Consider the following 19010-nt stretch of genomic DNA (forward strand, 5'->3'; position numbering starts at 1 on the left):
TACTACTGAAAATGTCAATTAAGTCAATTGCAGCAAAAATATTTGCTCGAAAAATATATAAGCAAACGCTTAGATGGGCAAACAATCCAGTTCAAACCCAACTAGCAGTTTTTAAAAGTTTGATTGAAAACGCACAAAACACCGAATTCGGAAAAGACCATCATTTTAATAAGATAAAAACTTTTGAGGATTTTCAGAAGTTGGTGCCCGTAAGAGATTATGAAGATTTAAAACCCTATGTTGAAAAGGTTGTAAAAGGCGAAGCTGATATTCTCTGGAAAGGAAAACCATTGTATTTTGCTAAAACTTCCGGAACAACTTCTGGAGCAAAATTTATACCGCTGACCAAAGAATCGATGCCGTATCATATAGAATCAGCAAGAAATGCGATTCTACATTATATCAATGAAACCGGAAATGCCGATTTTGTTGATGGAAAAATGATTTTTTTACAGGGAAGCCCAATTCTAACAGAGAAATACGGAATTAAATTCGGACGACTTTCTGGAATTGTAGCGCATTTTGTTCCCAAATATCTACAGAAAAACAGAATGCCATCTTGGGAAACCAATTGCATTGAAGATTGGGAAACCAAGGTAGATGCCATTGTTGATGAAACAATAAAAGAAGATATGTCTGTTATTTCGGGAATCCCGTCTTGGGTTCAGATGTATTTTGAGCGTTTACAGCAAAAAAGTGGCGGAAAAAAGATTAGCGAAATCTTCAAAAACTTTAATCTGTTTATTTATGGAGGTGTTAATTACGAGCCTTATCGCGCCAAATTTGAGCAGATGATTGGAAAGAAAGTAGACAGTATTGAATTGTTTCCTGCTTCTGAAGGTTTTTTTGCCTATCAAGATTCGCAAAAAGAAAAAGGAATGTTGCTGTTGTTGAATTCGGGTATTTTCTACGAATTCATAAAAGCAGACGAATTCTTTAACGAAAATCCGAAAGTATATACAATTGGCGAAGTTGAGGTAGGAGTAAACTATGTTTTGATTATTTCTACTAATGCAGGGCTTTGGCGTTATAATATTGGCGATACCGTTAAGTTTACTTCTTTGGCTCCGTATCGTGTTATAGTTTCTGGACGTATTAAACATTATATTTCAGCTTTTGGCGAACACGTAATTGCCAATGAAGTAGAAAATGCGATTAAAGAAGCTGTAAATTCTACTAATATTGTGATTAACGAATTTACTGTAGCGCCTCAAATCACACCTGCCAGCGGATTGCCTTATCATGAATGGTTAATCGAATTTGAAAAAGAGCCAGAAAATATGGAAGCTTTTGCCGAAACGATTGACAATTCAATGCGTAAACAGAATATTTATTACGACGATTTAATTACCGGAAATGTTTTAAGAAAAATAGTTATCACGAAAGTTTCTAAAAACGGATTTCAAGATTACATGAAATCGCAAGGAAAACTTGGCGGACAGAATAAAATTCCGAGATTATCGAACGATAGAAAAATTGCGGATAATCTTACAAAATAAATACTATTTTCCAAATTAATCAGTTATTTATCCAGTGAATTCAGATGGATAAATAAATGAAAATTAATGAGTCAAGGAAAATTCAAAATAAATATCGTATTTCTTCAATAAGAGCGCAATGGTGGGATTATGGTTGGAACGGAGCATATTTTATAACAATTTGTACACAAGATAGAAGACATTATTTTGGAGAAATTCGGAATAATAAAATGATTCTATCAGAGGTTGGTATTATTGCCGATTTATTGTGGCATCAAATTCCGATGCACCATAAAAATGTTGAATTGGGTGATTTTGTGGTCATGCCAAATCATATTCACGGGATTTTGATTATTGATAAAAAATCGAATATTAATGATATACAGGACGGAGAGACAGGGAATGCCCTGTCTCTGTTATCGGAATCGGAATCGAACCCAGGCGCGCAACGATTTCAAAATATTGGAAAAAATACCATTTCGTCTATTGTTGGGTCCTATAAATCTGCTGTAACTAAACACGCCAATAGATTGGGATATCCGCATCAGTGGCAAAAATTATTTTACGATAATATCATCAGAAGCAATAATGATTATCAAAGAATTTCTGATTACATTGTTTCAAATCCAGAAAATTGGGGAAAGGATAAATTTAAAACAGGAGATAAATCAAAATGATTTTTCATTGGTTAGATCGTAGATCGCAGATACAGGTCATGCCCTGTATCAACAAACGTTACAAAACAGTGAGAAATAACGCCAAAAGATTCATAGTTAAAAGGCAAAATCCTTACATTTGAATTTATAAATAGAATAGAATGAAAGAAACCAAACATATATCAAGATCTAGAGCGCAGGAATCTTCTGCAGCTATAGAAAAAATGTACATTACAATGCGCCATTTATTCAACCGAGGTTTTTACAAACCAATGGGAGTTTCGGGCGACAGTTTAAGAGAATCATTATTGGCGTTACGTCCTGAAATTTACGGGAATATTGCCGAAGAAAAAGTTGAACTTAACGGACTTTTGTACGTTATTGAACGTCTTCCAATTGGAATCGAGCAATGCCGTTTTATCAATTTAACTTCAGACGAAGGATATTCTAAATCGCATTTCCAGCCGATTGTTCCTCCAAAAAGAAGAAGAAACTGTTATAGAATTGATGAAGAACAAATGAATGTCGAAATCACACGCGGGCGTTCAGACATTTATGATATTTTGACTCACTTGACTTTCATTTTCATTGAATCTCATAAGATTAAAAATAGAGTTTTAATAGACGATGGTGGAGAAGTTTCTCGTGATTGGCAGAAACTGGAGCAAGCTGTTATGCAGACCAAAAAGCTAACACAGATTGAAAAAGAAAAAGCGATTTCGCATGTTGCAAATATTTTGGCTAGAACTTTCGAAGAGGTTTTAGATATCTATGATGCATTTGGTTCAGAATCTGCACCAGATCGTTTCTTGCACGTAATTTATTGGTTAGGAAAATTAGCAATTGAAGAAATTGTTGAAAACAATAAGCGCACCATTACTTTTAGTCCGGTTTTACGTGAGCGTCTTGGACATCATATTCATGGTGAAATCTGGGCGACCAACATCAAAGAAGTTCTAAAAGCAAACGATTTGTTGAAAAGGCCAATTCACGTAATTAGTGCAAATATGCACAGCGTAATGAATTCGATTTTTGCGACGCCATTGTTAAAAACAAAATTTAAAGGAAAAACAGATTTCTTTATTTATGAAGAATTAAGTGGTTCTGGTTCAAAAGAAATTAGAGGCCAAGTTGAAGAATTGGCTTTAAAGAACGGAATGATTTCATTGCCAGATTGTTCAGGAACCAATATAGATGTTCAGATTTTTGATACAGCTAAAATTGATTGGTCAAAAACAGCATTTTCTCATGCTAATGTAGGCGAAGAAAAACCCGTTATAATTGTAATGGATTATGCTTTTGGAGAGCAAGCTTACGAAACAATCGATGAGCTCTTAAAACCATTTAAAAAAGAAACCTTGCTAAATGTAAAATCGGTTTCTATTATGGGGAAAGCGGGAATTTTAGAAGGTGGAAAAGGAGATATTATGATTCCGTCTGCACATATCAACGAAGGAACTGCTGATAACTATTTCTTCGAAAATGAGCTTACAGGTGCTATGTTTGAAGGAAATGATATTGATATTTATGAAGGAGCAATGGTTACTGTTTTAGGAACTTCGTTGCAAAACAGAGATTTATTGAAGTTTTTCCACGAGTCGACTTGGGGTGTAATCGGACTTGAAATGGAAGGATCGTATTATCAAAAAGCGATTCAGTCGGCATCAAAAATCAGAAAAAGTGTTCCGCACGATATTAAAGTACGTTACGCTTATTATGCATCAGACAATCCTCTTGAAACAGGAAGCACTTTGGCTTCAGGCGGATTAGGAACTACTGGTGTAAAGCCAACTTATTTAATTACGATTAAAATTTTAGAGCAGATTTTCAATATAAAATAGCACTTTAAAATGAGTACAAAAGTACCGCAGGACAATCCAGATCAGGAGATTGATATTTTTCAGCTTTCAAAAAGTATAGGTAGTTTTTTCGATAGAATTAGCGCTATGATTTTTCGATCTATTCACTTCTTTGTTCGAAACTGGATTATCGTTTTAATATTGATTGTTCTAGGGTTTGGACTGGGTTGGTTTTTAGATGCAAATAAAAAATCGTTTGAAAACCAAGTTATTGTAACTCCAAATTTTGGCAGTGTAGATTATCTGTATTCAAAAATAGATTTAATTGAGTCAAAAATTATTGCTGGCGATACTGCTTTCTTGAAAAATGAAGTTGGAATCAATAAACCTAAATTGATCAAAAAAATCGAAATCAAACCAATTGCCGATGTTTATAAGTTTATTGAAGACAAAGAACAAAATTTCGAATTGATCAAATTAATGGCTGAGGTTGGGGAGGTTAAAAAAGTATTAGAAGATAATGTAACAAGCAAAAACTATACTTTTCATTCCATTACATTTGTAACGAATCAAATTACAGATCAAAAGGATATTGTAGAACCATTATTAAAATACCTAAACGGTTCTGAATATTTTAATGCGTTACAAAAAATCGGGTATAAAAACCTTGCAGATCAGATTGTCAAAAACGATACTATTATTGCACAAATTGACCAAGTATTAAATGGCTTTTCTAATACGGTTAAAAATGGAGCAAAAAATGATAAATTGGTGTATTACAATGAGAATACACAGCTGAACGATATTATTAAAACAAAGCAGTATTTAATTATTGATCAGGGGAAAAACAGATTAAAATTGGTTAATTATGATAAAACAATTAAAGAAATAAACTCTATTTTAAATAGAAATAATACAAAAATTACGAATGGAAATTTTAAACTTTTGTTTCCTGTAGTATTTCTTTTTCTATTTATTTTAGTTCATTTGTTTCAGAAGTTTTATCGTAACCAGCTTTTGAAATCTCAGTTTAAATGATATTTCAGTTTTAGTTAATTATGCCGGAATCAATTGAAAACAAATAATTTTTTGAATAAAATAAGTAACAATTCTTTCTTAAAGCAAAGTATTGTTACTTTGTTTTTAAGAATTTCAGGAGCAGCTCTTTTATTTGGTTTTACTGTATTTTTGACAAGATCTTTTAGTCCTAAAATTGTTGGTCAATATGATTTTGCTCGTACTTTTCTTTTGGTTGTTGGAAGTATTTGTTTGTTGGGTTTTGATCAGTCTATTTTATATTTTAAAGGAATACTTAGCAGTAAAAAATCTTTAGAAGAATTAAAAAATATCTACGGAAAAATGGTTCTGATGTTGTTTTTTGCATCAGTAGCGGTTTTATTAATTATTCTACTAATTGATAAAAGAACAATCAGCAATTATTTTTCAGACGACGAAGTTTATCCAATAATTTTAAAATCATCTATAGCTTTATTTTTTTCAGGAATATCGATGTTAAATACAGAGATTTTTAGAGCATTAGATAAATTAATTGTTGCCGAATTATTTAGAAATATAATTAAATATGTCCCATTAATTTTAGGTGCCATTGTTTTATTTTATTATAAAGAGGAAAAGTATCTGGTAGATATTTTTTTAATAGGATTCGTTGTTTTAGCAGTTATCAGTTCAATTTTCGTTTTTTTCTATTTTAAAAAGATAAAAAAGCAAGATTGTATTGAAAACATATCTCACAAAGAGATATTTTTTAAATCATATCCTATTGCAATTAGTGGAATGGCGTTGTTTTTACTAATGAGTTTTGATATCTTGTTTTTAAAAAAATATTATAATGATGAAACAGTTGCTTTTTACTCTGTTGGAGTTAAAGTAATGACAATTATTTCGATTATAATAATTACCATAAACATTACAATATCAGCCAAAATTTCAGAATATTTTTCAGGTCATAAGAAAGAAGAATTAACTAAGATTTTGAAAAATAGTTCGCGCACAATTTTTTGCATAACACTTCCTATAATTTTTCTTTTGATTGTTTTTTCAGATTATATTTTATCTTTTTTTGGCGAAGGATATATAGCTGCGAAACAAGCTTTTTTGATTTTAATAATTGGTCAGGGAATTTGTTCTATGTTTGGTTCCTCTTCTGTTTATTTAAACATGACTGGAAGACAACATATTTTTCAAATCATTTTAATTGGAGCAGTGATAATTAATTTTATACTAAACCGATTTTTAATTCCATTATACGGAATGACAGGCGCCGCGGTTGCTTTTTTTTCAAGTTCTTTTTTTTGGAATTTAGTAGCAGCAGTTGTTGTATATAAAAAAGATAAAATCAAGATTTTTTTGCATTAATTTTTTTTAAATGAGGATATTACAAATTATAAATAGATTTGATTCTGGCGGAGCTGAAAAGCTTCTTTTAGAAACAATTCCTTTATATAATTCTAAATGTATTCATGTTGATCTTTTATTGCTTAATGGTAAAGATTTGCCTTTTTTGAAAGTTTTAAAAAATTTGGATTGCTGTACAATTTATTCTTTAGGATCTTTTTCAGTATATAATCCGATTCATATTTTTAAAATTATTCCATTTTTGAAAAGATACGATATTGTTCACGCACATTTATTTCCATCTCAATATTGGGTAGTTTTTGCAAAACTATTTTCATTTTCGAAAATAAAAATTGTTGTTACAGAACACAGCTCATCAAACCCTCGAATAAATAATTTTTTTATTAGTAAAATTGATAGATTTATGTATCGGTTTTATCAAAAGGTTATTTGTATTACAGAGGACGTTCATCAAATTATAAAAAAGCATACTAAATTGTCTAATACTAAATTTGAAGTTATAGAGAATGGTATAAATTTGAAAGCAATTGAAAATGCTAAGCCATATCCAATTAAAGAAATTTCAAATTTATTTACAGATCAGGATATTTTATTAATTCATATTGCGAGATTTAGTAAACATAAAGATCCCCAAACTGTGATAAAATCAATGAAATTTTTACCAGATAATTTTAAATTGATTTTTGTTGGAGATGGAGATACAAAAAAAGAAAATGAAAATTTGACTAAAAAACTTGAATTAGAAAATAGCATTATATTTTTAGGGGATAGGACAGACATTCCGCGCTTGTTAAAAACAGCCAATATTTCTATTCTCAGTTCGAATGGAGAAGGATTTGGTTTAACAGCAATTGAAAGTATGGCTTCAGGAATACCTTTTATAGCTTCAGATGTTATCGGGCTATCTGCTTTAGTTGGCGGCACAGGTATTTTATTTGAAAAAGGCAACGAAATTGATTTAGCTTTTAAGATTGAAAAGCTTGTTAATGATAATAATTTTCGAATAGAAGTTGTAAATGCTTGTAAACTAAAAGCGAAACAATTTGATATAGAATTAATGGTTGAAAAACATATTACTTTGTATAAATCGATGTATGACAATGCAAGTTTTAATTAAAAAAAGTACAGGGGCATTTTTACTTATTGCTTTCGCAAATTTGATTATTGCTTTTGCGGCTTTTTTTGTTCTGCCTCCGAAATTCTTTTACGACTCGGCAGTTATTATTTATGATAAGTATAATGAAATTGGATACTTTGGAAGTTATCCTTTAACTATTTTGTTTTATAAGATAACTGGTCTGCGATTACTTCCTTTTCCAATAATTGCGCTAATACAATTTCCTATTTTAATGTATGCTTTGTATAAAATTGGAATTCCAGATTCTTTTGAAAAAATAAATATAAAAAACGGGATTGTTTATCTGGGAATTTTCATGATTGCCATTTTTATCTCAATGCCTTCAAAAGAGTTTATTACTTTTTTATACATTATTCCAATTATACTTTTGTGCAAAAACAGACGATATTCTTTTCAAAAAACGGTTCTAATATCAATATTCCTTTTAGTGCTTTTTGGAGCTTTATATAGGCCTTATTTTGCTTTGATTCCTGTAATTGCTGGCGGTATGTATTTAATAAGTTTTATTAATTTTAAAAATAAGACGATATCTACAATTTTTTACGGATTATTAATTGCTTTTTTCTTATCATTGAGTCATGGTGTTCTAAAAGGAAAATATTTTTCTGAAGTAAGCCGGGAAGTAGTTAATAAAGAACGTATAGGTTCTCCAGATGCAAATTCTATGATAACCCCACCTTTAAAACCAGATACTTGGTATGGAGAAGGTGTTGCCATTTTTTACGGGTTTTTTACTGTAAATCTTCCAATAAATGGACTTAAACATATTTTGTCTCCTCAAATAGTATTGTTTATAATTTGGCAGATTTTGTTATTTTATATTTTGTTGGTTCGATTTTCTAAATGTTTAAAGCAGAGGCATTATTACAAATATGAGCTTTTCATTTTCTTTATATTGTTTTCTTTTTTTATTATTCAAGGCGTCTTTGAACCAGATTTAGGTTCGGCCATTAGACATAAAATAGGCATTTTTCCTTTAATTTATTTTGTATTATATCATGAATATTTCAGAAAAGAACTTCAATAGAATCTTCAATTCTTTTTTGTGCCTGATCGCTATTTTGATGATCTTTCGAAAACCATGTTCTATATTGATTGTAGTTTTTGCGGTTTTTAGTTTATTATTTTACAAAAAACTGAGTTTCACAAGAAAGTTGCTGATTTTTACAATTTGTATTGCTTCTCCAGTTCTATTAGAGCTACTGCTTTTCTGGAATAATGATTCTTTAGCAAAAGGTTTAAAGGCCATAGAAAAAAGCACTTCATTAGTAATTTTTCCATTGTTTATAATAGGGAATTTTCAACGGGTAAATTTTTTGAAACTTTTGAAAATCTATACATTAGGAACCACTTTAGTTGTACTTTTTTTCTTTATTCGATTCAATGTTTTGTTTCCTGAATTAATGCATAAATACTTAAAGGGCATTCATTTATGGGAAATGGGATATCAATTTGGAAATAGTCTCGGAATTCATGCACCAGCGTTAAACATGCATTTGGCTTTTGTAACCGTTTCTGCTTTTTATTTTGTTATTAGAAGTTTTAAAGACCATGAAGAACTTAAGCTCAAAATTTGTACAATATTAATTTTTATATTTTCATTTTTCTTTGTGTTATTTGTTAATACAAGAATGGCTTTAGTAAATGTTTTTATAGGATTTTTGATCGTTCTTTTTTATGCAGCTAAACAAGATAATTTTAAAAAAATAGTTTTAAGAGGATTGCCATTATTAGCTTTACTTACTATTGTCTTATTCTTATTTGTTCAGAAAGATCCATATATGAAAGAAAAATATTCAAGCGTTAGTTTTGCTTATATGGATAAAGTTGGAAAGCTTGATGAAATAGACCATCCAGAAGTTAAGGTTTTCAATTCTTTGGTTACAAGAGTTTCCATATGGAAATCTGCTTGGGAGTTGTCTTTAAAAAATCTGCCTTTTGGAGTGGGGGCTTCTGATGGAAAAACCGAATTAAACAAGTATTATAAGGAAACCAATCAGAAGTTTTTGGCCAAATACGAATTTCCTACTCACAATCAGTTTCTTGACTTTTTATTGAAGTTTGGAATTCTTGGACCTTTTGTTGTTTTATTTTATATTTCAATAATTGGATATTTGGGATTTGATTTAAAAAATGCTGTTATAGTTTCATTTTTCATCATCTTTTTTACATCCAATTTAATGGATGATTTCCTGCTCCGTTTTGACGGAATTGCTTTCAGCGGATTCTGGGTATCTATTTTTGCAAGCTATTGGATGCAGCAAAAATCAGCTTTTATAAAGAGTACTTAATTCTTCAAAATTTTTGTTTTTATCGAATACCTTCGAGCATCTTTCAAAAGCTTTTTTAGCCAAAAGGTTTCGATTAACAGAATTGCTTAAGATTTTAAAATACGGATCTAATTCTGAAATGTCATTAAATAAAAATCCAGTTTCATTATGAATTACAATATCTTTATTGCCAATTACATTGTTGGCAACAACTGGTTTTTCTAAAACCATGGCTTCTAAAACCGCAATTGGTAAGCCTTCCCATAATGAAGTTTGCAAATAAATATCAATAGTATTCAATTCTTTTAGAATGTTTTCACGATCAAAGAACCATCCAGTAATTCGTACATTGGGAGCTGTAAGCAAAGAATTTAGTTCGCCATCACCAATCCATACAAAATTATAATCAGGAAAACGGAGTGCTATTTTATTAAAAAGAGCTGGATTTTTTTGATAGGTGATTCTGCCTAAAATTCCTATAGTAAGTTTTTTGTTTTTATTTTCAGAAAAGCTTTCACGTATTGCTTGAATGTCAACGCCATTTCGGACCATCTTTGAATTACCAATTTTTTTTGCAATTTCAAATTCAGTATCTCCACAAGCGATAGTAATGCCTCCAAATATTGCTTGAGTACTTTTTTCAATTAACCAATATAGTTTCCGAATAGGTTTTGAAATATCTTTTCTAAGAAAAGCATAACCATGTGGAGAATAAAAGAGTTTCCTTTTTTTGAAAAGAAAGAAATAGGCAACTCTTCCTAAAACCCCTGCTTTTGAAGAATGAAGATGGATGACATCAGGATTTATTTTTTTAAGCTCTTTAGTTAACTGAATTACAGATTTTAAATCTTTTAAAGGAGAAAAATTTCGTAACATTTTAATTTCTAATAAATTGATGTTACTTGAAAATTCAGATTTAATTTTATCTCTGTCTATTTCCTTTCGGTTTCCACTATAAATTATTGTAGTCTCAATGTGTCTTTTAACTTCATCATCACCAAAATAAGTTGATAAATCATTAAAATAAGTATAAACACCTCCACCAAGGGCTTCAATAACATGTACGACTTTCAAAAGGATAGATTATTTTATAGTAAAAATAGATAATTCAAATTAATATTGATTTGAAATGAGTTAACTTATTTTAAAATTATGGTTTTGGATATTGTTTAATAAAGGCCTATATTTTATTACATTTGCAAGGATTTCTTAATCTTTTTATCTAAGAAAATGATTTCAAGATGTTTAATTAAAACAGTTTATGAAAAGAATACTTATTACTGGAGCAGCAGGATTTTTAGGATCACATTTATGTGACAGATTTATCAAAGAAGGTTACTTTGTAATTGGAATGGATAATTTGATTACTGGAGATCTTAAAAATATTGAGCATTTATTCAAGCTAGAAAATTTTGAGTTTTATCATCATGATATTACCAAGTTTGTTCATGTTCCAGGAGAGTTAGATTATATATTACACTTTGCTTCTCCAGCAAGTCCGATTGATTATTTAAAAATCCCGATTCAAACCTTAAAAGTGGGATCTTTAGGAACGCATAATTTATTAGGATTAGCACGAGTAAAAAAAGCCAGAATTTTGATTGCATCAACTTCAGAAGTTTATGGAGATCCTTTGGTTCACCCACAAACTGAAGAATATTATGGAAACGTAAACACAATTGGTCCACGAGGTGTTTATGACGAAGCAAAACGTTTTCAAGAATCCATTACAATGGCCTACCATACTTTTCACGGAGTAGAAACAAGAATTGTTCGTATTTTTAATACGTACGGACCAAGAATGCGATTAAACGATGGGCGTGTAATTCCAGCATTTATAGGTCAGGCGCTTCGCGGAGAAGATTTAACGATTTTTGGAGACGGAATGCAAACACGCTCTTTCTGTTATGTAGATGATCAAGTTGAAGGTATTTACAGATTATTGCATTCAGATTATGTATATCCGGTAAATATTGGAAATCCTGACGAAATCACAATTAAAGATTTTGCAGAAGAAATCATAAAACTCACAGGCACAAACCAGAAAGTGGTTTACCATCCACTACCGATTAACGATCCTTTACAGCGTCAGCCAGATACAACAAAAGCAAAAGAATTGTTAGGTTGGGAAGCCAAAGTAAGCCGTGCGGAAGGAATGAAAATTACTTACGAATATTTCAAATCATTATCTCCAGAAGAACTTGCAAAAGAAGAACACAAAGACTTTTCTAGTTATATAAAATAAAAATTTCAAACAGCTCGAATTTTGAATTGAATTCGGGCTGTTTTTTAATAAATCCTAAAAACAATTAGCCTCAGATGAACGAATTGGTTTCTATTATTGTACCCACATATAATACTGAAAAGTTCATCAGACAAACAATAGAATCTGTTCAAAATCAAACGTATACTAATTGGGAAATGATTTTGGCTGATGACGCTTCAACGGACAATACAGTTGCGATAATTGAAGAATATGCTCAAAAAGACAGCCGAATAAAACTCTCCAAATTACCAAAAAACCGAGGAAATGGTTTTGCCAGAAATACTGCTTTGGAAAAAGCAACAGGAAAATATATTGCTTATTTAGACGCCGACGATCTGTGGCTCCCTGAGAAATTAGAAAAGCAGATTCAGTTTTTAAAAGAAAATAATTTGCACTTTACTTTTAGCTTTTACGATTCTATTGACGAAGAAGGAAATGATTTAAATCGAAGAGTCGAATCGCCAAATCCACTAACTTATAAACAATTGTTTTTCTGTAATTATGTGGGTAATTTGACAGCTATTTACGATGCAGATTATTTCGGGAAAATTATTCTGGAAACGACACAAAAACGCCAGGATTGGAGAATTTGGCTTGCGATTCTAAAACAAATTAAAATAGCAAAACCAGTTCCAGAGTCTTTAGCTTATTATCGAATTAGAAAAGATTCTGTTTCTTCTTCAAAATTCAAATTGATCAAACATAATTTTGTCGTTTATAGACAGTTTCACGGATATAATTTTGTGTTTGCTATTTTGCTGATGATTCAGTTTTTATATACACAGTTGATTGTAAAACAACAATATATAAAAAAGATTTAAATTGATCTTGATGTCGCAAATTGTGACGTTAAAGAATTACTTTTTATATCCAATTTTTACTCTTTCCTCTTGATTTTCTTTTTTCTCAGTTAATTCATCCAAATAAGAAAATACTAATTCTATATTTTTATCATGATTTTCTAACTTCTTCTGAATCTGAAGGATATCAACTTTAAATTCAGTTGTATCCAAAAGCATTTGTCTCACTTTCGTGAAGATTCTCATGATTTGAATATTAGTTTGAATGGCCTTATCGCTTTTTAAAACACTTGATAGCATTAAAACTCCGTGTTCGGTAAATGCAAAAGGCAAGTATTTTTGATGCTCTCCTCGTCCTTTCTTTAAGGTCGCAAATTGCGACCTTAAAGAAACGTATTCATTTTCAGTTAATTGAAACATAAAATCTTCTGGAAATCTAGATAAATTCCTTTTTACTTGTTCATTTAGCCTTTTGGTTTCAACTCCATAAAGCAAAGCCAAATCAAAATCAAGCATCACTTTTTGTCCACGAATAAAGGATATTTTATTAGAAATTGTTTCCTCAGAAAGTAGTGAATGATCATCCATAAGTTTTTAATTTAAAAAAAAACAAATGTAAGATTTTATTTATATTTTAAATAAGATTTGAATTGTTTTAGTTTACCACTTTTACCACGTTCCAGATTATCTTTTCGCACAAATATGTACTTTAAACCAGGTTCTAAATAGTTAGAAAACTCTTTTTCAATATTTTCTATTTCAGAATTCGTTAATTCATGTTCGCTGGTATATTCTATTTCAAAAACATCTAATTGGGTCTGAATGATTTTAAACTCTTTGACATTTCCTTCGTCGTCAAATAGTTTTTTAGTAATAGAATAAAAGGTCATTCCAGGAGATTTTTTGCCACTTGGTAAAACGGCAACATCATTGGTTCTGCCAATTAATTTTTTTAGGATAGGCTTTTTAGCAGTACTTTTTTCATCTAAAATTCCATAATCTCCAACTTCGTATCTAATAAATGGATGTGCTTTGTTATCTAAACTCGTAACAAGAATTCTACCCACTACCCCGTTAGGAACTGGTAAGTTATTTTGATCTACGATTTCTACAAAAAGTGTTTCAGAATTTACCAACCATTCTCCATCAGGATTTTCAAAAGCAATAATTCCTACTTCTGAAGCTCCATATTCATTCACGATTGGAATACCAAGTTGTTTTTCGAGTAAGATCTTATCTTCTTCAAATAACATTTCTGAGGTTACGACACAAACCTTTAATGACGGACAAATATGCGCTAAGACAATATTTTTTTTCTGTAAATATTTTGCAAGTAAAACAATATTGCTGGTGTAACCATTTATGTAATCAAAATTCTTTTTCTCAAAATTTGCCGTAATTTTTTTTAAGCCTTTATCAGATAGATCAAAGATGTTGAAACGGTATCTACGACTTAAAAAATCTTTAAAACGTAGTTTTTTGTTTGCTAAAAAAGTCAGAGGCATTCCGTAAAAACGTGCTTGAAGAGATTGATTGAAATCAATTTTGTACCATGAGAAAAGACGTTTATAATCGGCCCATGTTAAGGCGTGAGCAAACTTATCTTTCGCAAAAACCATCGGATTTCCACTAGAGCCCGAAGTTTTATTTATATAAACATTTTTTTCATTAAATCCAGTTGATAATCTTTGGTTTAAAGGGATTTGTAAATTGTATTTAGTTAAAACAGGTAAATCATACCAATTTTCATAAGAATCGATATTGGCTAACTTTTTATAAAATGTATTGTTTTTTAAATGAAAATCGACAATCTCTTTTTTTCTACCTTCAATAAAATCATTGTAATTATTTTCTGGAGCAGTCAAAATTTTATCCAATTCAGCTTTGGCTTTCTTAATTGGAAAGCCATTTAATTGAAGCGAAATATCGAAGAGTGGAATCATTATATTTTTAAAACTATATTTATACTACCAGCTGTCAACTCTTTTTCAGAATATTTTGAAAAATCTTCATGTATTTTCAAGCTTTTAAACTTTTGTTCTTGAGGAGAATTTGGTTTAGGATTATCATGGGAAATATAAACTATTTCTAAATCCAAAGAATTGAAGATTTCTAAATATTGCGGTAATCTTAATCTATTATGATAATCAAATCTAGTTTGGATACTATCCCATTCTTTAACACTATATTTTAAAAAATCTTGGAGGGATAATGAGTTGTCAGAATAGGCTCTATGATCGCTAGGAGAAATAAAATGAACAATATAAGATCCTTTTGGCAAAGAGCTTTTAAATTTTTTATGCATTTCTGTTATGTCCTTTGGAGTCACATGCTCTAAAACAAACCTAGAAAAGACCATGTCTGCTTCAGGAATTTCAGAATCAATTATATTGTGCGAAGGATAGTAGTGAATATTTTCAGGTAGGGGATATTTGTTGTTTTTGTCTACAACTATATCATAATTGAATATTTTTGAAAATAAAGAATTAAAAGTTAGGATATTTTTGGTTTGATAATGTTCATTAATATCGAAAGTATAAATATCTTTTAATTTATATTTTTGAATTAGTATATATGGAGATATAGGCAGCCATCCTGAACCAATTTCAATTGCAGATTTATTTTTCAAATCAATATTTAATTCAGAAAAAATTAAGCCTAAAGTATTAAGCGTATTTTCTGTGCTTTTTAATTTTCCTTCAACATTTTTATTTTCAGAAACATTCTGTAATTGATGATAGATTTTTGACCCTAAAGAATCTGGAAGAATACTAAGAGCCTTGAAAATAGATGTTTTTAAGTAATGCTTCATGAGAATATTTTCGTCAAAAATAGTATTTAGGAATTACTAACAGTATAGAACCAACAACTTTTTAGAGATTTAATTATTTTTTACGTGCAAAAGCAAGTATTTTTGCACCACAACTAAATACAACAACACCATGACAATTTTATTATTGGGATCAGGCGGAAGAGAGCATGCATTTGCTTGGAAAATGACACAGAGTCCGCTTTGCGAAAAACTTTTTGTAGTACCTGGAAATGCAGGAACTGCTGCAATTGCTGAAAACGTTGCAATATCTGCGACAGATTTTGAAGCAGTAAAAGCTTTAGTGCTGAAAGAAAATATTAGTTTAGTAGTCGTAGGACCTGAAGATCCGTTGGTAAAAGGTATTTACGATTTTTTCAAAAACGACGAAAGTTTAAAACATATTCCGGTTATTGGACCATCTCAGTTAGGGGCACAATTAGAAGGAAGTAAAGAATTTGCAAAAGAATTCTTGATGAAACACAACATTCCAACAGCAGCTTATGATAGTTTCACAGCTGAAACAGTTGAAAAAGGATGTGAGTTTCTAGAAACATTACAACCGCCATACGTTTTAAAAGCAGACGGATTAGCAGCTGGAAAAGGAGTTTTGATTATCCAAGATCTTGAAGAAGCTAAAACGGAGTTGAGAAACATGTTGGTTCATGCAAAATTCGGTACAGCTAGTTCAAAAGTGGTTATCGAAGAATTTTTGGACGGAATCGAATTAAGCTGCTTCGTTTTAACTGACGGGAAAAGCTATAAAATTCTTCCAACGGCAAAAGATTACAAAAGAATTGGTGAAGGTGATACAGGTTTAAACACAGGCGGAATGGGAGCAGTTTCTCCAGTTCCTTATGTAGATGCCGTTTTAATGGAAAAAATTGAAACTCGTATTGTAAAACCAACAATCGAAGGTTTCCAAAAAGATGGAATCGAATACAAAGGTTTTGTTTTCATTGGTTTGATCAATGTAAAAGGCGAACCAATCGTTATTGAGTACAACGTAAGAATGGGAGATCCTGAAACTGAAGTTGTAGTTCCAAGATTAAAATCAGATTTAGTTGAGTTGTTTTTGTCTGTTGCAGATCAGAAATTAGGAGACTTTAATTTAGAAGTTGATCCAAGAAGTGCTACAACTGTAATGGTAGTTTCTGGCGGATATCCTGAAGATTTCGAAAAAGGAAAAGTAATCTCTGGATTAGAAAATGTTACAGATTCTATTGTTTTTCACGCAGGAACAAAATTAGAGGACGGAAATGTCGTTACTAATGGAGGACGTGTAATCGCAGTGACATCTTACGGAGATAATTTCCAAGAGGCCATAAAAAAATCTTACCAAAACATAGATCAACTAAGCTTTGATAAGATGTATTTTAGAAAAGATATCGGATTCGATTTAATCTAAAAATAAATGTACCAGCCCTTTTTAATTAAAGGGTTTGGTTTTTTATTTTAAAAATGAATGAGCCGTTGTATCTTGGTTTTCTGTTCCAGCGTCATCAAAAATACGTAATTGTTTAATCCAATAAACGATTGCGCATGCACAGATGATCATAAAAATCCAGTTAATAGTGTTTGCACCAAACCATGTAATTAATTCTAAATGACGTAAAAAGTCAAGTGGAGCAAACAAAATGTTAACGAATAGGTATTGAATTCCTTCAAAAAAAGCTGTCATAATTTTAAAAATTATATGTTATTTATTGTTGTGTAATGCCTTGAAGATAAAATTCGGCGAACCAAATCTTTTTTTCAACTTGTTAGGACTTTCCTTTTAAACAAGTAGTATCTTTACAATCACAAAAGTATAAAATATCCTTATGATAACAAGTGTTTTTAAAAAATCTACGCCATTAAATTATTCATTGGTTGTAATTTTAATACTGGTTTTCTTTTTCATCTTCCAAATTAAAGACCCAACTTGGGTTACTTCTTATTTTTTGGCTTTTCAAAAAGTGAGTTTGTTGTGCTTTATTTTGGCTTCTTTTTTTATGATTAATTTCATTGTAAAAAAGAATGGACTCAGCAAAGACAATGGTTACGCGATACTTTTTTACTTGTTGTTCATTTTATTTTTTCCAACTATATTTAACAACTCCAATGTTATCTATGCCAATTTTTTTATTTTATTGGCACTTCGAAGATTAATTTCACTACAATCTCTAAAAGCATCAAAAGAAAAAATATTTGATGCCGCATTTTGGATTTTTGTAGCTTCTTTATTTCAATTTTGGAGTATTCTCTTCATTATATTAGTCTACATCTCGATTGTTTTTCACGTTTCAAGAGATTATAGAAACTGGGTTTTGCCTTTTATTGCACTTTTGGCCGTGACAATTTTATTTTATATGACGTCATTAATTATCAATATCGATGCTGTAGCTTTTATTCAGGAAAGAGCTGTATTCGATTTTAGAATTGACTATTTTAAGAATAATTACGAAAATGCAGCACTTTCAATCTACACGGCCGTAGCGTTATTTTTTGTTACTTCGATGCTAATGACGCTATCAAACAGACCGCAAATTGTCCATTCTTCCTATAAGAAAATTGTAGCTTGCTTTTTTATAGCGGCTTTTATTTACATCATTTCGCCAAATAAAAGCAATGATTTATTATTATTCAGCATTGCACCATTAACAGTAATGGCAACAAGTCATGTAGAGTATATGCAACAAAAACTTAATAACGAAATTGTTTATTATACCTTGATTGTCTGTAGTTTATTTACTTTTTTTGCTCAATTATAATTTACTTCCATAAGCAAGATCGCCAGCGTCGCCAAGACCAGGAACAATATAGTTTTTCTCATTTAGCTTTTCGTCGAGAGAAGCAACCCATAAGTGGCAGTTTTCAGGAAGATTTTTTTCGAGGTAAGCAATTCCTTCTGGAGCCGCGATGACTACTACAACGTGAATTTCTGTTGGTGAAGCATTTTCTACTAATTTTTGATGAACAGCAACAATAGATTGTCCAGTGGCTAGCATTGGATCAAGAAGAAGAACCGTTTTATTATTTAAATCGGAAATAGCTTGATATTCAACTCGAATTTCAAATTCGTCATCATGGTTAGGGTGATATCTACAGGCAGAAACAAAGCTGTTTTCTGCATGATCAAAATAATTTAGAAAACCATTATGAAGCGGAAGCCCAGCTCTTAAAATGGGGCATAATACTAAATCCGTATCAATTTCTGTGGTTTTCTTGATTCCAAGAGGTGTCTGAATTTCGATTTCTTTATAAGGTAGAATTTTGCTTAATTCGTAAGCCATAATTTCTCCAATTCGTTCAATATTTCTACGAAAACGAAGACTGTCGTTTTGGACATTTACATTTCGAATCTGACCTAAAAAATGATTTAATACGCTGTTGTTTTCAGATATATAATGGATTTTCATACTATTTTTTTAGAAGA

At 30.7% G+C, this 19010-nt stretch carries 18 protein-coding genes; 12 read left to right on the forward strand and 6 right to left on the reverse strand.

The genetic code is table 11. From position 1 onward, the window contains the following. Nucleotides 1-11 precede the first annotated feature (11 nt). The 8 genes from ABTV69_RS04870 (at nt 12) to ABTV69_RS04905 (ending at nt 9738) form a co-directional block, all read left to right on the forward strand. A complete protein-coding gene (locus ABTV69_RS04870; RefSeq protein ID WP_433834540.1) occupies nt 12-1499 on the forward strand; it encodes a GH3 auxin-responsive promoter family protein in 1488 nt (495 codons plus the stop codon). A 56-nt stretch (nt 1500-1555) separates the two neighbouring features. Continuing rightward, nucleotides 1556-2155: a transposase gene (locus tag ABTV69_RS04875; RefSeq protein WP_433834541.1), complete on the forward strand. Its 600-nt coding sequence runs from the start codon at nt 1556-1558 to the stop codon at nt 2153-2155. Nucleotides 2156-2295: 140 nt separating this feature from the next. Then, entirely contained in the window at nt 2296-3975 is a 1680-nt protein-coding gene (locus ABTV69_RS04880) for a DUF6909 family protein (RefSeq protein WP_433834542.1), read from the forward strand. Between the two features lie 9 nt (nt 3976-3984). Next, nucleotides 3985-4971, forward strand: a complete 987-nt coding sequence (locus ABTV69_RS04885) for a hypothetical protein (RefSeq protein ID WP_433834543.1) — start codon at nt 3985-3987, stop codon at nt 4969-4971. A 51-nt stretch (nt 4972-5022) separates the two neighbouring features. After that, complete coding sequence (locus ABTV69_RS04890; protein WP_433834544.1) at nt 5023-6309, forward strand: oligosaccharide flippase family protein; 1287 nt, start codon at nt 5023-5025, stop codon at nt 6307-6309. A gap of 10 nt (nt 6310-6319) precedes the next feature. After that, on the forward strand, nt 6320-7426 hold the full coding sequence (locus tag ABTV69_RS04895) for a glycosyltransferase (protein ID WP_433834545.1): 1107 nt from the start codon (nt 6320-6322) through the stop codon (nt 7424-7426). Continuing rightward, nucleotides 7404-8474 carry a hypothetical protein gene (locus ABTV69_RS04900; protein ID WP_433834546.1) on the forward strand — a complete coding sequence of 357 codons (1071 nt, stop codon included), beginning with the start codon at nt 7404-7406 and terminating at the stop codon, nt 8472-8474. The genes ABTV69_RS04895 and ABTV69_RS04900 overlap by 23 nt, the downstream gene beginning before the upstream one ends. Before the next feature lie 298 nt (nt 8475-8772). After that, the gene (locus tag ABTV69_RS04905) at nt 8773-9738 is read left to right on the forward strand and encodes an O-antigen ligase family protein (RefSeq protein ID WP_433834547.1); all 966 of its coding nucleotides are present in this window, start codon (nt 8773-8775) and stop codon (nt 9736-9738) included. Here ABTV69_RS04905 and ABTV69_RS04910 read toward each other — a convergent pair. After that, a complete protein-coding gene (locus ABTV69_RS04910) occupies nt 9715-10791 on the reverse strand; it encodes a glycosyltransferase (RefSeq protein WP_433834548.1) in 1077 nt (358 codons plus the stop codon). The two genes, ABTV69_RS04905 and ABTV69_RS04910, sit on opposite strands and share 24 nt — an antisense overlap. A 187-nt stretch (nt 10792-10978) precedes the next feature. On the opposite strand from ABTV69_RS04910, the gene ABTV69_RS04915 reads away from it, so the two are divergent. Further along, nucleotides 10979-11962: a UDP-glucuronic acid decarboxylase family protein gene (locus ABTV69_RS04915; protein ID WP_433834549.1), complete on the forward strand. Its 984-nt coding sequence runs from the start codon at nt 10979-10981 to the stop codon at nt 11960-11962. 74 nt (nt 11963-12036) lie between these two features. After that, the gene (locus ABTV69_RS04920) at nt 12037-12804 is read left to right on the forward strand and encodes a glycosyltransferase family 2 protein (protein WP_433834550.1); all 768 of its coding nucleotides are present in this window, start codon (nt 12037-12039) and stop codon (nt 12802-12804) included. 36 nt (nt 12805-12840) lie between these two features. On the opposite strand, the gene ABTV69_RS04925 is transcribed toward ABTV69_RS04920, so the two are convergent. The 3 genes from ABTV69_RS04925 to ABTV69_RS04935 are packed head-to-tail and all read right to left on the reverse strand — an operon-like array spanning nt 12841 to nt 15595. Continuing rightward, on the reverse strand, nt 12841-13371 hold the full coding sequence (locus ABTV69_RS04925; RefSeq protein WP_433834551.1) for an ORF6N domain-containing protein: 531 nt from the start codon (nt 13369-13371) through the stop codon (nt 12841-12843). Between the two features lie 35 nt (nt 13372-13406). Next, entirely contained in the window at nt 13407-14726 is a 1320-nt protein-coding gene (locus ABTV69_RS04930; RefSeq protein ID WP_433834552.1) for a phenylacetate--CoA ligase family protein, read from the reverse strand. Then, entirely contained in the window at nt 14726-15595 is an 870-nt protein-coding gene (locus ABTV69_RS04935) for a hypothetical protein (protein ID WP_433834553.1), read from the reverse strand. The genes ABTV69_RS04930 and ABTV69_RS04935 overlap by 1 nt, the downstream gene beginning before the upstream one ends. 130 nt (nt 15596-15725) lie before the next feature. On the opposite strand from ABTV69_RS04935, the gene purD reads away from it, so the two are divergent. Beyond that, the gene (gene purD / locus ABTV69_RS04940; RefSeq protein ID WP_433834554.1) at nt 15726-17000 is read left to right on the forward strand and encodes a phosphoribosylamine--glycine ligase; all 1275 of its coding nucleotides are present in this window, start codon (nt 15726-15728) and stop codon (nt 16998-17000) included. Nucleotides 17001-17042: 42 nt separating this feature from the next. Here purD and ABTV69_RS04945 read toward each other — a convergent pair whose 3' ends face one another. Continuing rightward, nucleotides 17043-17273 carry a DUF6341 family protein gene (locus ABTV69_RS04945; protein WP_041519835.1) on the reverse strand — a complete coding sequence of 77 codons (231 nt, stop codon included), beginning with the start codon at nt 17271-17273 and terminating at the stop codon, nt 17043-17045. Between the two features lie 142 nt (nt 17274-17415). Between ABTV69_RS04945 and ABTV69_RS04950 the strand changes: the two genes are divergently transcribed. Beyond that, nucleotides 17416-18345 (forward strand): DUF6427 family protein, encoded by a 930-nt coding sequence (locus ABTV69_RS04950; RefSeq protein WP_433834555.1) that lies wholly within the window; start codon nt 17416-17418, stop codon nt 18343-18345. Here the strand turns inward: ABTV69_RS04950 and upp are convergent. Continuing rightward, nucleotides 18340-18993 carry a uracil phosphoribosyltransferase gene (upp, locus tag ABTV69_RS04955; protein ID WP_433834556.1) on the reverse strand — a complete coding sequence of 218 codons (654 nt, stop codon included), beginning with the start codon at nt 18991-18993 and terminating at the stop codon, nt 18340-18342. The two genes, ABTV69_RS04950 and upp, sit on opposite strands and share 6 nt — an antisense overlap. Nucleotides 18994-19010: the final 17 nt, after the last annotated feature.

This window comes from Flavobacterium anhuiense, from assembly GCF_050990855.1.
In the GTDB taxonomy this organism is placed as follows: Bacteria; Bacteroidota; Bacteroidia; order Flavobacteriales; family Flavobacteriaceae; genus Flavobacterium; species Flavobacterium anhuiense_C.

Coding starts and splice junctions, on each gene's coding strand:
- ABTV69_RS04915 (WP_433834549.1), top strand. CDS start 10,979: ATGAAAAGAATACTTATTACTGGAGCAGCAGGATTTTTAGGATCACAT.
- upp (WP_433834556.1), bottom strand. CDS start 18,993: ATGAAAATCCATTATATATCTGAAAACAACAGCGTATTAAATCATTTT.
- ABTV69_RS04920 (WP_433834550.1), top strand. CDS start 12,037: ATGAACGAATTGGTTTCTATTATTGTACCCACATATAATACTGAAAAG.
- ABTV69_RS04885 (WP_433834543.1), top strand. CDS start 3,985: ATGAGTACAAAAGTACCGCAGGACAATCCAGATCAGGAGATTGATATT.
- ABTV69_RS04870 (WP_433834540.1), top strand. CDS start 12: ATGTCAATTAAGTCAATTGCAGCAAAAATATTTGCTCGAAAAATATAT.
- ABTV69_RS04930 (WP_433834552.1), bottom strand. CDS start 14,726: ATGATTCCACTCTTCGATATTTCGCTTCAATTAAATGGCTTTCCAATT.
- ABTV69_RS04875 (WP_433834541.1), top strand. CDS start 1,556: ATGAAAATTAATGAGTCAAGGAAAATTCAAAATAAATATCGTATTTCT.
- ABTV69_RS04935 (WP_433834553.1), bottom strand. CDS start 15,595: ATGAAGCATTACTTAAAAACATCTATTTTCAAGGCTCTTAGTATTCTT.
- ABTV69_RS04900 (WP_433834546.1), top strand. CDS start 7,404: ATGACAATGCAAGTTTTAATTAAAAAAAGTACAGGGGCATTTTTACTT.
- purD (WP_433834554.1), top strand. CDS start 15,726: ATGACAATTTTATTATTGGGATCAGGCGGAAGAGAGCATGCATTTGCT.
- ABTV69_RS04950 (WP_433834555.1), top strand. CDS start 17,416: ATGATAACAAGTGTTTTTAAAAAATCTACGCCATTAAATTATTCATTG.
- ABTV69_RS04925 (WP_433834551.1), bottom strand. CDS start 13,371: ATGGATGATCATTCACTACTTTCTGAGGAAACAATTTCTAATAAAATA.
- ABTV69_RS04895 (WP_433834545.1), top strand. CDS start 6,320: ATGAGGATATTACAAATTATAAATAGATTTGATTCTGGCGGAGCTGAA.
- ABTV69_RS04880 (WP_433834542.1), top strand. CDS start 2,296: ATGAAAGAAACCAAACATATATCAAGATCTAGAGCGCAGGAATCTTCT.
- ABTV69_RS04945 (WP_041519835.1), bottom strand. CDS start 17,273: ATGACAGCTTTTTTTGAAGGAATTCAATACCTATTCGTTAACATTTTG.